Origin of the sequence: Pseudomonas sp. FW300-N2F2 (genome assembly GCF_017351655.1) — a bacterium.
In the GTDB taxonomy this organism is placed as follows: Bacteria; Pseudomonadota; Gammaproteobacteria; order Pseudomonadales; family Pseudomonadaceae; genus Aquipseudomonas; species Aquipseudomonas fluorescens_AA.
Window position 1 is genome coordinate 354,515 of record NZ_JACNDQ010000003.1, and the last position, 13,109, is coordinate 367,623.

A 13,109-nucleotide genomic window follows, 5' to 3' on the forward strand; every position below is an offset into this window, starting at 1 on the left:
GAGCGAGCTTGCTCGCGATAGCGGCGGATCAGTCGACGAACATGTTGAATTTGACGCCCTCATCGCGAGCAAGCTCGCTCCCACAGTTGTTTTGTGGTGTTGCTGAATATTGCATGGCACCGCGACAAATTGCCCCGATAGATAAAAGGCACGGCTCTTGCCGTGCCTTTTGCGTCGCGCTCTGAGAAAATGCCCGCACTTTTTTTCCGGATGCCGACATGACTGCCCTGAAGAACGACCGTTTCCTTCGCGCCCTGCTCAAGCAACCTGTGGACGTCACCCCCGTATGGATGATGCGCCAGGCCGGTCGCTATCTGCCGGAGTACCGCGCCAGCCGCGCCAAGGCCGGTGACTTCATGAGCCTGTGCATGAACCCCCAGTTCGCCTGCGAAGTCACGATGCAGCCGCTGGACCGTTATCCGCAGTTGGACGCGGCGATCCTGTTCTCCGACATCCTCACCATTCCCGACGCCATGGGGCAGGGCTTGTACTTCGAGACCGGCGAAGGCCCGCGTTTCAAGAAAGTCGTCAGCACCCTGGCCGACATCGAGGCCCTGCCGATTCCCGATCCGCAGAAGGACCTGGGCTACGTCATGGACGCGGTCAGCACCATTCGCCGTGAACTCAACGGGCGCGTGCCGCTGATCGGTTTCTCCGGCAGCCCCTGGACCCTGGCGACCTACATGGTCGAAGGCGGTTCGTCGAAGGACTTCCGCAAGACCAAGGCCATGCTCTACGACAACCCCCAAGCCATGCACCTGTTGCTGGACAAGCTGGCCCAGTCGGTCACGTCCTACCTCAACGGCCAGATCCTGGCCGGCGCGCAAGCGGTGCAGATCTTCGATACCTGGGGCGGCAACCTGTCGGCGGCGGCATACCAGGAGTTTTCCCTGGCCTACATGCGCAAGATCGTCAGCGGCCTGATCCGCGAGCACGAAGGTCGCACAGTCCCGGTGATCCTGTTCACCAAGAATGGCGGCCTGTGGCTGGAAAGCATCGCCGAGGCCGGCGCCGACGCCCTGGGCCTGGATTGGACCTGCGACATTGGCAATGCCCGCGAACGTGTCGGTCACAAGGTCGCCCTGCAAGGCAACATGGACCCCACCGTGCTCTACGCCAAGCCTGAAGCCATCCGCGCTGAAGTCGGACGCATCCTGGCCAGCTACGGCAGTGGCAGCGGGCATGTGTTCAACCTGGGCCATGGCATCACCCCGGAAGTCGATCCAGAACACGCCGGCGCCTTCCTGCGGGCGGTGCATGAGTTGTCGGCGCAATATCACGTCTGATTGCTGCCCCTGTCACCCAGCCTGTCCGGACCTGTGCCGGACAGGCTTTTTATTGCTCGCTTGTTTAACGATCCGCCATAAACCCAGTCGGTAGTTATGCCTGACGTGTTTGTTTGTGTTTATTTGTCTTTTTTCCGATAGTTATTTCTATTCGTAAGAAGTTTCTCAAGTTATGTAGGGGAAATTGATTCAGAGATCATTCCTTCTAAGTTGAGAGATTTGTCCTACACATGAAATATTCAACTTTCTATAAGGTTCCGGGCACTTGCAAGGGCAGGCGCTGAGCGGTCTGGCGCACCTTTCAAGAGGACGGTGATACGTCTTTCATTTTTGATGACTAGTCTGGAATTTATATGAAGAACAACTTCAGCAGGAACAATGTATTAACGGGGTGTGCGTCCTCGCTAGTTCTGTTGTCGGCCATGGCGACATCCCAAAGTGTGCTGGCCCACGGTTTCGTCGAAGTGCCGCCTTCTCGCGCATTGTTGTGCCAGAAAGGTGTCAACCAGCACTGCGGCGACGCGCAATACGAGCCGCAGAGTACCGGCGAAACCTTCAAGGGATTCCCGAATGGAGCCGGTGGCGCGCCACTGCAAGGCCCTGTCGATGGCAAGATCGCCAGCGGCGGCAGTGCCCTGTTTTCTGCCCTTGATGCGCAATCGGCTTCGCGCTGGCACCTGACTGAAATCAAGGACCGCAACATTGTCTTCCAATGGCAATACTCCGCAGCACACCCGGCGACCAAACATGAGTATTTCATTACCCGCGACGGTTGGAACCCGAACGAAGTGCTCAAGCGTGCCTCGTTCGACACCACGCCGTTCTGTACGGTGGATGGCGGTAATCAAGTTCCGGTAGCAGGTGCCCCGCACAACTGCGTCATTCCCGACAGCAAGACGGGTCATCACGTTGTCCTGGCGGTCTGGACGGTGGGCGACACGGACAACGCGTTCTACAACCCGATTGATGTGAACATCCTCGCCGAAGCTGCGTTGCCGGGCGGCTGGTCGGCGGTGGGCAGCATTGCGCCATCGACCCCGTTGCTGGTGGGCGACAAGGTCAAGGCCCGGGCATTCTCCGCCAGCGGCGAAAATGCCGAGTACAGCCTGGAAATCAGCATCGACAACGCTGAGGAAGGCAAGGCGGAAAACTGGTCGTTCAAACTGGCCGAGGCCCTCAACAGGGCCTATCCGCTCATTCGTGCCGGTGTTCGGGACGAGGACGGCAACATCGCGCCGGCCAAGGGCGCCAACAGCCTGTATGCCCAGAAAGAAAGCGCTGTGACGCGCTACGAAGTGCAACTGGACATGCGCGAAGACGCCAGCGCCAGCATGGAGATTTCCTCCCTGCAACCCGAGTACGTCCTCGACAAAGGTCGGGTCAGCATGGCGTTCACTGCGCAGACCAACCGCAGCATGAATCTCGAAGCCACTCTGTTCGATGAAAAGAACAAGCAGGTGGGTGTCGTGAGCCAGACCGTGGGCGCAGGCAGCACCGGCCTGAACCTGGACGTGCGCAGCGCCCCAGGCGCGCACACCCTGACGCTGGTGGGGACTACCGTAGACGGCCGTACCACTCGCCAGGAGACCCAAGCGGTCACCCTGACCGGCGAGGGCGTAGGCATCGAGTACGACTTCGAATTCCCTAATGGCATCAGCGAGTACACCGCCGGCACGAAAGTGCTGCAGCGCGCGACTGACGAAGTCTTCGAATGCAAGCCGTTCCCAGCGTCCGGCTACTGCAAGCAATACACCCCGACGTCGAACGGTTTCGAGCCAGGTGTCGGTGCGTCGTGGCAAAGCGCCTGGGACAAGTTGTAAGTCCTGACAGGCATGGCCCCAGGCGATCCGCACGGGTTGCCTGGGGCCTTCAGACGAGAACGCAGTGATGTCTATCAATTACTCAAGGCGGCGGGTGCTGCTGCACTGGTTGTCGGCGGTCATTATCCTGTGGGCGTTGGCGTCCGGTTTTTATGTGGCGTTCAACCCGGTGTCCGCTTCGACCCAACAATGGGTCGGGTCATTCAATGTGTCGCTGACCACGCTGTTCATTCCGTTTTTCGTATGGCGGACCTGGCTGTTCGTGTGCGAACGGGAGCCCCATGGGACGGCGCTTTCCTTGAACAAGAGGCTGGCCTTGGCGGTGCACGCGCTGATCTACCTGGTGATCGGCGTCGTGCTGGTGACCGGCGTGCTGATGATGAAAAGCGCCATCAGTGTCTTCGGCCTCGTTCGATTTCCTCAGCCATTGGCTGATCCGGCGTTGATCGAACTGGCCAACACGATCCACGTGCAGTCTTGCATGGTGCTTTCGATGCTTGTCGCGTTGCACCTGTGCGCGGTGCTCTGGCATGAGTTTTCCGGGCGTAGGGTGGTGCGCCGGATGTCCTTCGCCAAGCCGGCGGTCACCCTCCCGCGAGTGCAAAGTTGAGCCTGCCGTTGCGGGTCGGCAGCCGTTTGCCGACGCTGGCGCTGCTGCTCGTGCCGCTGCTCTATGGGGCATTGCTGGCCGGGCAGGAATGGCGTTTTCGCCAGGCACTGGGCCGTGACGTGCCGGTGGTGAGCGACTCGCCGGTGGCGCCGCATCGCGACTTGCCCAACGTCCAAGCGGTAGCGACTGTGCTCGGCCTGGCGCCTGAAGGTGCCCAGGCGCCAAGCGCCGAACCGATCACGTTGCAAGCCAGTTTTGTCGCTGGCCAAGGTTTGTCGCGGGCTTTGCTGGCGGACGCCGCCGGCCCGCGCATTTACCAGGTGGGCGAGCGTTTGCCGGGTGGCAGCGTGCTGCGCCGGGTCGAGGCCAGCCATGTGACGTTGTGGCGTAACGGACGTGAAGAGCGCTTGGCCCTGCAACCCGTAGCCAAACCCTTGCTGCGCCGGCTGAGCCTTGAAGACGGGGGCCATGCCGCGCTGCATTCCTCGCAATACCTACGCCCGGTGGCTGGGCAATCAGAGTGATCGAATTCATGAACAGCTTTATCCGGGGCCGTGTTTCGCGTGTCCTGTTCTGCCTCGCCGCGTCTTGCCTGCTGACGCCCGCCGGTTGGCTGCAGGCCGAAGAGGCCCAGTGGCAACTGGCGATGAACAACGCGGAACTGCGCGATGTGGTCGAAGAGTTCTCCGCGATCCTGGGCAAGACCGTGGTGCTCGATCCCCGGGTGTCGGGGCGCATTACGGTCATGTCCCGTGAGGCGCTGGACCGCGAAGGGGTGCGGCGGTTGTTCTATTCGGTACTCGACGCCCATAACTTCACCGTGATCGACGAAGGCGAGCGGATCCTGATCACGCCGGTCAGCGATGCCAAGACGCGTGCCGGTGTCGCCGACGAACAAAGCGCCACACCGTCGCAGTTCGTCACCCGGGTCCTCGACCTGCAATCGAGCATCGCTGCCGACGTCGCCGGGCTGATCCGCCCCTTGGTATCGGCCAATGGTTACGTCGGTCCTTCGGTATCGTCCAACGCCCTGGTAGTCACCGACACCGCCGCCAACGTCCAGCGCATCGCCGGCGTGGTGCAACGGTTGGATTCAGGACGCAACCGCAATCACGTGGTGGTGCGCTTGAAGCACGCCCAGGCCGGGGACATCGCCCCACTCGTGGAAGCCTCCGGCGGCAAGCGCGAGGGGGATACGGCGGGCGTGGTGATCGCCGATGCCCGCAGCAATCGGCTGGTGATCATCGGCGCGCCAGCGGTGCGTCAACGCCTGGTCGACCTGGCCCGGACCCTGGACGTACCGGCAGCCGCCTCCCAAGACAACGCCCGGGTCATCCGTCTGCGTCACAGCGATGCCAAACAGTTGGCCGAGGTACTGGAAGGTGTCGGCCAGGATAGGAAATCCACACCCGCCCTCGCTGGCCAACGGGAAACCACGGGTGCCAGCCCATTCAGGATCAAGGCCGATGAAAGCCAGAATGCCTTGGTCCTGATCGCCGAACCGGCCCAGGTCCGCATCATCGAGAACATCGTCCGGGAGCTGGACCAACCCCGGGCCCAGGTGCTCATTCATGCGGCCATCGTCGAGGTGAGCGGAGATATTTCCGAAGCGCTGGGGGTGCAGTGGGGACTCAAGAGCGGCAGCGCGACAGGGAGCATCAATTTCCCGGGAACCGATATCCCGATCATCGGCCTGGACTTCAACAAGCTGGATAAAACCAAGGAAAGCGCATTCCTGCGCCTCGGTGGCGATCGCTTCAGTGCGCTGGTCTCGGCGCTGGCGAGCAATGCCCACAGCAACCTGCTGTCCACCCCCAGCCTGCTGACCCTGGATAACCAGGAAGCGGAAATCATCGTGGGCCAGAACGTTCCGTTCAAGACGGGTTCCTACGCCACCAGCGGCAACGGCGCGGACAATCCGTTCACCACAGTGGAGCGCAAGGACGTGGGTATCAGCCTCAAGGTCAAGCCTTACATCAACGAAGGCTCGACCTTGCGCCTTGAAGTCGAGCAGGAGGTGTCGGACATCGCGCCGTCGGTCTCTGGTGTGGACTCCTCGGACCTGATCACCAACAAGCGCGCCTTGAAGAGCACGATCCTGGCGGACGATGGCGAGATCATCGTGATCGGTGGCCTGATCCGCGACAGTGTCCGCAGCCAGCAAAGCGGTGTGCCGCTGCTGCGCAGTATTCCCTACCTGGGCGCGTTGTTTCGCTGGAACCGCGACACCCAGACCAAAAGCAACTTGATGGTGTTCCTGCGCCCGACCATCGTGCGCAGCAGCGAAGACCTGGCCGATGTCAGCCGGCAACGCTACGACGCGCTCCGGGAGCTGAGCAAACCTGGCTCGCGGAAAAACAATTCGCTGCTGCTGCCCCGGGACGCCCGCCAGTTGTTCGAATCGTCTGCGCAGGAGCCGGCGGTCAACGTGCGCCCACCGCAGCCGGAGGGCCTGTGAGCGAGCCGTTGCCCTTTGGTTTCGCCAGGCGCCTGGGCGTGCTGCTGGAAGGCGCGGGGCCGACCTTGAGCCTGGCGATGCGCAGCGACACGCCCCTGACTGCCGTGGCTGAAGTCCGGCGCCTGTGTGGGCGGGATCTACCTGTACAGGTCCTGGCGCCGGCGCAGTTCGCCGCACGCCTGGCCAGCGTCTATCGCCAGGGCCAAAGCGCTGCCGAGCAGGTGGCCCAAGGCCTGGACGAGGAACTGGACCTGCTCAGCCTGGCCGACCAGATGCCGCAGACCACCGACCTGTTGGAGCAGCAGGGTGATGCGCCGATCATTCGCCTGATCAATGCATTGCTCAGCGAAGCGGTCCGCGAGCATGCCTCGGATGTGCACCTGGAAACGTTCGAGCAATACCTGTCGGTGCGCATGCGCATCGACGGGCAGTTGCAGGAAATGCTGCGCCCGCGCCGGGAACTGGCGAACCTGCTGGTGTCGCGGATCAAGGTCATGGCGCGCCTGGACATCGCCGAAAAACGCGTGCCCCAAGACGGTCGGATGGCGTTGCGCCTGGCTGGGCACGAGGTCGATGTGCGAGTCTCGACCCTGCCTTCGGCCCATGGCGAGCGGGTGGTGTTGCGCTTGCTCGACAAGCAGGCCGGGCGTCTGGATCTGCAACGCCTGGGCCTGCCCGACGACACCCTGGCGAGCCTGCGCCAGTTGCTCGGCAAGCCCCATGGCATCGTGTTGGTCACCGGGCCCACGGGGTCGGGGAAGACCACCAGCCTGTACGCGGCGCTGAGCAGCATCAACGACCAGAGCCGCAACATCCTCACGGTCGAAGACCCCATCGAATATCACCTGCCGGGTATCGGCCAGATGCCGGTCAACCCGAAAGTCGACATGACCTTCGCCCGCGGTTTGCGGGCCATTTTGCGCCAGGACCCGGACGTGGTGATGGTCGGCGAAATACGCGATCGCGAGACCGCCGAAATCGCCGTCCAGGCGTCGCTGACCGGGCACTTGGTGCTCTCGACCCTGCACACCAACACCGCCGTCGGCGCGGTCACGCGGCTGGTGGACATGGGCGTGGATGCGTATCTGCTGGCGTCGTCCCTGGCCGGCATCGTCGCCCAGCGTTTGTTGCGCTGTCTGTGCCCTTCCTGCAAAGCCCCTTATGTGGCCGACGCCGCCACGTGTCGGCGCCTGGGCCTCGACGCCGATGCCGCGCCCAGGTTGTTCAAGGCCCAGGGCTGCGAGCGATGCCAGAAAGGCTATCGCGGGCGCTTCGGCATCTATGAGCTGGTGCATGTCAACGCCGCTCTGTCGCAGTTGATTCACCAGGGCGCCACCGAGCAGGCGCTAGCCGCCGAGGCCCGCAAGACCTCCCGCAGCCTGTTCCAGGACGGTCGCCAGCGCGTGCTGGAAGGCCTGACCAGCGTCGACGAACTGCTGCGCATCACCCAGGAGGATTAGCGCCATGCCGACCTTCGATTATCGGGCTGAAAACACCCAGGGCCGACGCTGCAAGGGCCGCGTGGAAGCCGACAGCCCCCGCCATGCTCGACAGTTGTTGCGCGAGCGCGGCTTGCTGCCCAGCGAGCTGGCGCAAGCCAGGGACCAGCGAGTCCTGGGCGGGCTCCATGCCGGGGGGCGCCTGGGCCCGGCGGATCTGGCGTTGCTGACGTTGCAGCTGTCCACTTTGATCCAGGCCGGCCTGCCCCTTGAGGAGTCCTTGGGGGCGGTGGCGCAACAGAGCCAGAAACGGCGCGTTGCCCACCTGCTGGCGGCGGTGCGCAGCCGGGTGATGGAAGGCCACGCGTTGGCGACGGCACTGAGGGCCTTCCCTCAAGCGTTCCCCGAACTGTTCTGCGCCACGGTCGCGGCGGGCGAGCAGTCGGGTCACCTGGGGCAGGTGTTGGAACAATTGGCGAGTTACACCCAGGCGCGCCAGGCCTCGCGCCAGCGCATTCAACTGGCGTTGGTGTACCCGCTGATCCTGATGCTGGCCTGTGTCGCGATTGTCGCGTTCCTGCTGGGTTATGTGGTGCCGGATGTGGTGAAGATTTTCATCGACAGCGGTCAGCCGTTGCCCTGGCTGACCCAGGCACTGATCGCCGTGAGCGACGGCTTGCGTCGCCATGGCCTGGTGCTGCTCGGTGCCCTGGCCGGGCTGTTCGGGTTGTGGCGCTGGAGCTTGCGCCAACCGGCGTGGCGCCTGCGCTGGCATCGCTTGTTGCTGCGGCTGCCGCTGCTGGGCGAGGTGCTGCGGGCGATGGAAGCGGCACGATTCGCCAGCACCTTGGCGATCCTGAGCAAAAGCGCGGTGCCGCTGGTGGAGGCCTTGCACATCGCCGCCCAGGTGATCGGCAACCTGACGATCCGCGCCCGCATGGCGGACGTTGCACGTTCGGTACGTGAGGGCGGGACCCTGACTCGTGGCCTGGAGCAGGGCGGTGATATTCCGCCGCTGATGCTGCACATGATCGCCAGCGGCGAACGGGCCGGCGAACTCGACAACATGCTGGCCCGGGCCGCCGAACAACAGGAAGCCAGCCTCGCGGCGCGCATCGCGCTGGTGGTGAGCCTTTTCGAACCGGCCATGTTGGTGCTGATGGGTGGCGTCGTGCTGCTGATCGTCATGGCCATCCTCCTCCCCATCCTTAGCCTCAACCAATTGGTGAACTGACCGATGAAACTCCAAAGCAAGCGACCCGCACGCCATCAACAACGTGGTTTTACCCTGATCGAAATCATGGTGGTGGTGGTCATCATTGGCGTACTGGGCGCCATCGTCGTGCCGCAGTTCATGAGCCGACCCGACCAGGCCAAGGTCACGGCCGCCCGCACCGATATCCAGGCGATCGCCACGGCCCTGGAAATGTACCGCCTCGACAACTTCCAGTACCCCTCGACCCAACAAGGCCTGGAGGCGTTGAGCAAACGCCCGTCCGGTACCCCCGCGGCCAGGAACTGGAACCCCCAGGGTTATCTGAAAAGCTTGCCGGTCGACCCTTGGGGCACGCCCTACCAGTACCTCAACCCCGGGCACAAATCCCTCGATGGCGGCTATGACCTCTACTCCCTGGGCGCCGATGGCGTGTCGGGTGGTGAAGGGATGGCGGCCGACATCGGCAATTGGGCCGAGTGAACATGCCGCGTCGTTGCCGGGGCTTCACCTTGTTGGAGCTGATGGTCGTGATCGTTTTGATCGGCGTCCTGGCGGGCATGGTCCGCTTCGCCACCGGGCCGGGCCCGGCGCGTGAAGCCCGCCAGCAAGCCCGGGATTTCGTTGCGCTGGTGCAGCAGTTGCGCGAGCGGGCGGTACTGGACGGGCAGGAATATGGTGTGCACGTGCAGCCCGGCAGTTATCAGGCGTTGCGACTCGAAGTCCAGGGCTGGACGGCGGTGTCGGTGCCGCATCGATTGCCCGAGGGCTTGACGCTCGGGTTGGAGCTGGACGGTCATGTCCTGTCGCTCGATGCCGTTCAAGGCTCACCCCAGTTGCTGATGCTCAGCAGTGACGAGATCAGTCCGTTCAAGCTGTTCATCAATGTCGCTGGGCAGACAGCTGCCCGAGTATCGAGCGATGGCCTGGCGGAGCCGCTGATCGATGAGTAACGCGCGCAGGCAGGCCGCCGGTTGCCAGGGTTTCACGCTGTTGGAAGTCATGATCGCCCTGGCGATTTTCGCGACGCTGGCGGCGGCCGTACTTTCGGCCAGCCAGTTCGTGCTCAAGCAAAGCGTCGGGCTTGAGGAGCGTCTGTTCGGCGCCTGGCTGGCGGACAATCAACTGAGCGAACTGCGCCTGGAAGTCATCACGTCGCCCGGACAACAGCGACTGAACCGGCACCTGGATCGCCGCGCTTGGGTCTTGCAACAGCGTATCGCCCCGGCCCGTGATGGACGCCTGTTGCAGGTCGAGATCCAGGTCAGCCGCGACGACAGTGCGACCGTCGCGCACCGCACCATCGGCTGGGTCCGCAGCCATCATGAATAGGCAAGCGGGTTTCACCTTGCTGGAGCTGGTCATCGCCATCGCCATTTTTGCCTTGCTCGGCCTGGCCAGTTGGCGGTTGTTCGATGGGGTCGTGCGGACCCAGCAGGGAGCCGCTCAGCATGAGCGCGACATCAGGGCCTTGCAGCGTGCTGTCGGCGTGATCGAACGGGATGTGTGGCAGGCGGTTGCCGACTCGGTCGTGCTCGCGCCCGGGCATTTGCAGTTGCAGCGCAGCCATTGGCGCAACCCACTGGACCAGCCTCGCAGCGAACGGCAAACAGTCAGCTATCAGCTCAAGGGCGGCACGTTATGGCGCGAGAGTGTCGGCGAAGGCATGACGCTTGTGCAGCGGCAGATATTGCTCGACGACGTCCGCAGCCTGAGCTGGCGCGTGTTCGACCGGCAACGGGGCTGGCGCGGTGAAACCGCGAGCGGTACCTCGCCGTTGGCGTTGGAGTTGAGCGTGTCTGCGGGGCGTTTCGAACAGATCCGCCGCGTGCTGCTGTTGCCGGAGGCGTTGCCATGAAGCGCCAACGTGGCATGGCGCTGATCAGCGTGCTGCTGGTGTTGAGCCTGGCATTGCTGCTGGTCGGTGGGCTGTTGCGCAGCCATCGCCTGCTGTTGCACAGCAGCGCGCAGCAACTGCAACAGGTCCAGTTGCGGCAATTGGGATTGGCTGGGGAGGACTGGGCGCGGGTGGTCTTGGAAAGCAGCGGGATAACGCCGTCCGGGCCCGTTGACCTGAGCCAGGATTGGGCCCGGCTCGGGCCTGCCATGGAAATGGACGGCGCCGCGCTGCACATCGGTATCGAGGATTTGTCTGGGCGTTTGAATCTCAATGGGCTGCTGGCCCAGGGGCAAATCGATCAGGTCACCCTCGGTCGCTGGACCCGCTTGCTGGCCTCGTTGGATCTGCCGCCGCTGTCGTTGCCCCAGGTCGGACCGATACAGGAGTTGAGTCAACTGCGGCTATTGCCGGGCATCGACGGCCCGACGCTACGGCGCCTGGAGCCCTGGGTGGCGTTGCTGCCCAAGGAGGCGCGGATGAACATCAATACCGCCCCGCAGCGCGTGCTGATGACCCTCGAGGGCATGGAGGCGGGGGCCGCCCAGGCGTTGGTCAACCAGCGTCGCCACGCGCCATACCCCAGCGTGCAGGCGTTTACCAACGACCCGTTGCTGTCCGGCATGGGCCTCAGCAGCCATGGGCTGGGGGTGGGCAGTCGCTGGTTTCGAATCACCGTGAGCGTGATCCATGCCGACAGCCGTCTGCGCCTGGCCTCGGATATCGAGCGTGATTCTGTCAGCGGGCGCTGGACGGTTCGTCAGCGACGTTTCTTACCCTTCAGCCCCAGTGAGCTTCCTTGATGAAAACCTGGCTTTACCTGACCGCCGAGGGCCTGGCGGCGCCTTGCGCCAACTGGCCGTGCTGCGTGTGGTCGCCCACCGGCGAGCGTCGTCGCCTGCCGTTGCACGAGGCGGCCGGCGAGTTGAGCGGCCGGCCCGTCGATGTGCTGTTGCCGATGGAAATGTGCAGTTGGTTGCGCAGCGATCCGTGGCCCTCTCGACGCCAGCCCCGGCCCCACGCCCTGGCATTCGCCATCGAAGAACAACTGAGTGAAAACCTGGAGGCGCTGCACATCAGCGTCGGCCCGCGGGATCGTCAGCACCGCTATCCGCTGATGGTGACGGAGCGGGCCCGGTTCCAGGCGCTGCTGGCGCTGCTCGCCGAACAAGGCATCGATACGCGGGCGGTGCATGTCGATGCCGACCTGCTTGCCGATGACCAGGCATTGGGCGTGCGTTGGTTCGGGCGCTGGTTGTTGGGCGCAGGGCTGCCGGCGCGGGTGGCGTTGTCGGCACGGGCCCTGGCGGCGCTCAAGCCCGGCCTGCCCGAGGACATTCATTGGCTGGACGAAGAGCGCGATTGCCCTGGCATCGATGAATGGCTGCTGAGCGCGGGTGGACGCCCCATCGACCTGTTGCAAGGTGAGTTCCGTCGACGTCGTCGATCGCTGCCATGGCGTGGCGCTTCGGCGGTGGCACTGGGCATGTTGGTGCTCACCTGGGCTTTTTGCGATGCCCGCGTACGTTTTCTTGAAAGCGAAACCCGGCTTTTGTATGCCCAAAGTGAGCAGCGGTTCAGGTCGCTGTACCCCGGGCAGGAGCGGATCGTCGACCTGGCGGCGCAGTTCCAGGCATTGCAGAGTCGGCGCGGGCAAAGCCACGACACTCAGGTCGCGCGCCTGGCCCGTCTGACCGAGCGGGTCATTGGCGCCAGTAACGTCGAGGTGCAACGCATCGATTTTCGTGAAGGCGAAGGCTGGAAGATCCAGTTGACGGCGAACAGTTTCGTCGAGCTTGAACAACTGCGTGAACGCGGGCAGCAAAACGGCTTGCCCGTCACCCTGGGCAGCGCGAGCAAACAGAACAATCGGGTGCAGGCCATCCTCACACTGGAGAACAGTTGATGAACGTCGATCGATGGCGGGTCTTGAAACAGACGTGGGGAAGCCTGTCGCGCCGAGAACAAGGGCTGTTGCTGGGGCTTGTCGGGGCGTTGTCGGTGGCGCTGGCCTACACCGCGATTTGGCAACCGACCTGGCAACGACGGGAGGTTGCCGAACGCCAGTATCAACAACAGGCCGAACTGAACGCCCGGATCCAGCGTGCCGAACCCACCCGGGATATGACTGTCGCCACGCGACCCTTGTCGGTGCGGGTCAATGAAAGTGCGACAGCGGCGGGATTGGACATGGCGCAAATGGAGGTCGACGGCGACTCGTTGCGACTCGCCGTCAGTGGTGATGCGAGTGCGTTGCTGCATTGGTTGGATCAACAGGAGCGAGAAGGCGCGGTGCTGCGGTCGCTGACGTTGGAAGTGGAGAATGGTGTGTTGGGCGCGCGAGTGGTTTTGCGCCAATGACACACGGCAGTTTTGATCAGGGCAC

14 protein-coding genes are annotated in these 13,109 nt (G+C 63.5%); all 14 read left to right on the plus strand.

The window, feature by feature from the left end; all coding sequences use genetic code 11:
* Positions 1 to 218: 218 nt before the first annotated feature.
* The 14 genes from hemE to gspM all read left to right on the plus strand — a co-directional run bounded on the left by hemE (position 219) and on the right by gspM (position 13,084).
* Complete coding sequence (gene hemE / locus J4E63_RS22390) at positions 219 to 1,286, plus strand: uroporphyrinogen decarboxylase (protein WP_060739552.1); 1,068 nt, start codon at positions 219 to 221, stop codon at positions 1,284 to 1,286.
* A gap of 353 nt (positions 1,287 to 1,639) precedes the next feature.
* Positions 1,640 to 3,106, plus strand: coding sequence for an N-acetylglucosamine-binding protein GbpA (gene gbpA / locus J4E63_RS22395; RefSeq protein WP_207283389.1), 1,467 nt, complete (start codon positions 1,640 to 1,642; stop codon positions 3,104 to 3,106).
* A gap of 67 nt (positions 3,107 to 3,173) precedes the next feature.
* Positions 3,174 to 3,716, plus strand: a complete 543-nt coding sequence (locus J4E63_RS22400; RefSeq protein ID WP_207283390.1) for a cytochrome b — start codon at positions 3,174 to 3,176, stop codon at positions 3,714 to 3,716.
* Positions 3,713 to 4,240, plus strand: a complete 528-nt coding sequence (locus J4E63_RS22405; RefSeq protein ID WP_207283391.1) for a type II secretion system protein N — start codon at positions 3,713 to 3,715, stop codon at positions 4,238 to 4,240. Before J4E63_RS22400 ends, J4E63_RS22405 begins: the two co-directional genes overlap by 4 nt.
* 8 nt (positions 4,241 to 4,248) lie before the next feature.
* A complete protein-coding gene (gene gspD, locus J4E63_RS22410; protein WP_207283392.1) occupies positions 4,249 to 6,174 on the plus strand; it encodes a type II secretion system secretin GspD in 1,926 nt (641 codons plus the stop codon).
* On the plus strand, positions 6,171 to 7,634 hold the full coding sequence (gene gspE / locus J4E63_RS22415; protein ID WP_207283393.1) for a type II secretion system ATPase GspE: 1,464 nt from the start codon (positions 6,171 to 6,173) through the stop codon (positions 7,632 to 7,634). Before gspD ends, gspE begins: the two co-directional genes overlap by 4 nt.
* Positions 7,635 to 7,638: 4 nt before the next feature.
* Positions 7,639 to 8,847, plus strand: coding sequence for a type II secretion system inner membrane protein GspF (gspF, locus tag J4E63_RS22420; protein WP_207283394.1), 1,209 nt, complete (start codon positions 7,639 to 7,641; stop codon positions 8,845 to 8,847).
* 3 nt (positions 8,848 to 8,850) lie between these two features.
* Entirely contained in the window at positions 8,851 to 9,309 is a 459-nt protein-coding gene (gene gspG / locus J4E63_RS22425) for a type II secretion system major pseudopilin GspG (protein ID WP_207283395.1), read from the plus strand.
* 2 nt (positions 9,310 to 9,311) lie between these two features.
* Complete coding sequence (gspH, locus tag J4E63_RS22430; protein ID WP_207283396.1) at positions 9,312 to 9,779, plus strand: type II secretion system minor pseudopilin GspH; 468 nt, start codon at positions 9,312 to 9,314, stop codon at positions 9,777 to 9,779.
* On the plus strand, positions 9,772 to 10,158 hold the full coding sequence (gspI, locus tag J4E63_RS22435) for a type II secretion system minor pseudopilin GspI (protein ID WP_207283397.1): 387 nt from the start codon (positions 9,772 to 9,774) through the stop codon (positions 10,156 to 10,158). The genes gspH and gspI overlap by 8 nt, the downstream gene beginning before the upstream one ends.
* Positions 10,151 to 10,684 carry a type II secretion system minor pseudopilin GspJ gene (gspJ, locus tag J4E63_RS22440; protein WP_207283398.1) on the plus strand — a complete coding sequence of 178 codons (534 nt, stop codon included), beginning with the start codon at positions 10,151 to 10,153 and terminating at the stop codon, positions 10,682 to 10,684. The genes gspI and gspJ overlap by 8 nt, the downstream gene beginning before the upstream one ends.
* A complete protein-coding gene (locus J4E63_RS22445) occupies positions 10,681 to 11,526 on the plus strand; it encodes a type II secretion system protein GspK (RefSeq protein WP_207283399.1) in 846 nt (281 codons plus the stop codon). The genes gspJ and J4E63_RS22445 overlap by 4 nt, the downstream gene beginning before the upstream one ends.
* Entirely contained in the window at positions 11,526 to 12,629 is a 1,104-nt protein-coding gene (gene gspL / locus J4E63_RS22450; RefSeq protein WP_207283400.1) for a type II secretion system protein GspL, read from the plus strand. The genes J4E63_RS22445 and gspL overlap by 1 nt, the downstream gene beginning before the upstream one ends.
* A complete protein-coding gene (gene gspM / locus J4E63_RS22455; protein ID WP_207283401.1) occupies positions 12,629 to 13,084 on the plus strand; it encodes a type II secretion system protein GspM in 456 nt (151 codons plus the stop codon). Before gspL ends, gspM begins: the two co-directional genes overlap by 1 nt.
* Positions 13,085 to 13,109: the final 25 nt, after the last annotated feature.

Excerpts from the sequence above, each read along its gene's own strand:
- gspI (WP_207283397.1), top strand. The coding sequence starts at position 9,772 with ATGAGTAACGCGCGCAGGCAGGCCGCCGGTTGCCAGGGTTTCACGCTG.
- gspH (WP_207283396.1), top strand. The coding sequence starts at position 9,312 with ATGCCGCGTCGTTGCCGGGGCTTCACCTTGTTGGAGCTGATGGTCGTG.
- J4E63_RS22445 (WP_207283399.1), top strand. The coding sequence starts at position 10,681 with ATGAAGCGCCAACGTGGCATGGCGCTGATCAGCGTGCTGCTGGTGTTG.
- gspM (WP_207283401.1), top strand. The coding sequence starts at position 12,629 with ATGAACGTCGATCGATGGCGGGTCTTGAAACAGACGTGGGGAAGCCTG.
- gspD (WP_207283392.1), top strand. The coding sequence starts at position 4,249 with ATGAACAGCTTTATCCGGGGCCGTGTTTCGCGTGTCCTGTTCTGCCTC.
- gbpA (WP_207283389.1), top strand. The coding sequence starts at position 1,640 with ATGAAGAACAACTTCAGCAGGAACAATGTATTAACGGGGTGTGCGTCC.
- hemE (WP_060739552.1), top strand. The coding sequence starts at position 219 with ATGACTGCCCTGAAGAACGACCGTTTCCTTCGCGCCCTGCTCAAGCAA.
- gspF (WP_207283394.1), top strand. The coding sequence starts at position 7,639 with ATGCCGACCTTCGATTATCGGGCTGAAAACACCCAGGGCCGACGCTGC.
- gspJ (WP_207283398.1), top strand. The coding sequence starts at position 10,151 with ATGAATAGGCAAGCGGGTTTCACCTTGCTGGAGCTGGTCATCGCCATC.
- gspG (WP_207283395.1), top strand. The coding sequence starts at position 8,851 with ATGAAACTCCAAAGCAAGCGACCCGCACGCCATCAACAACGTGGTTTT.
- J4E63_RS22400 (WP_207283390.1), top strand. The coding sequence starts at position 3,174 with ATGTCTATCAATTACTCAAGGCGGCGGGTGCTGCTGCACTGGTTGTCG.
- gspL (WP_207283400.1), top strand. The coding sequence starts at position 11,526 with ATGAAAACCTGGCTTTACCTGACCGCCGAGGGCCTGGCGGCGCCTTGC.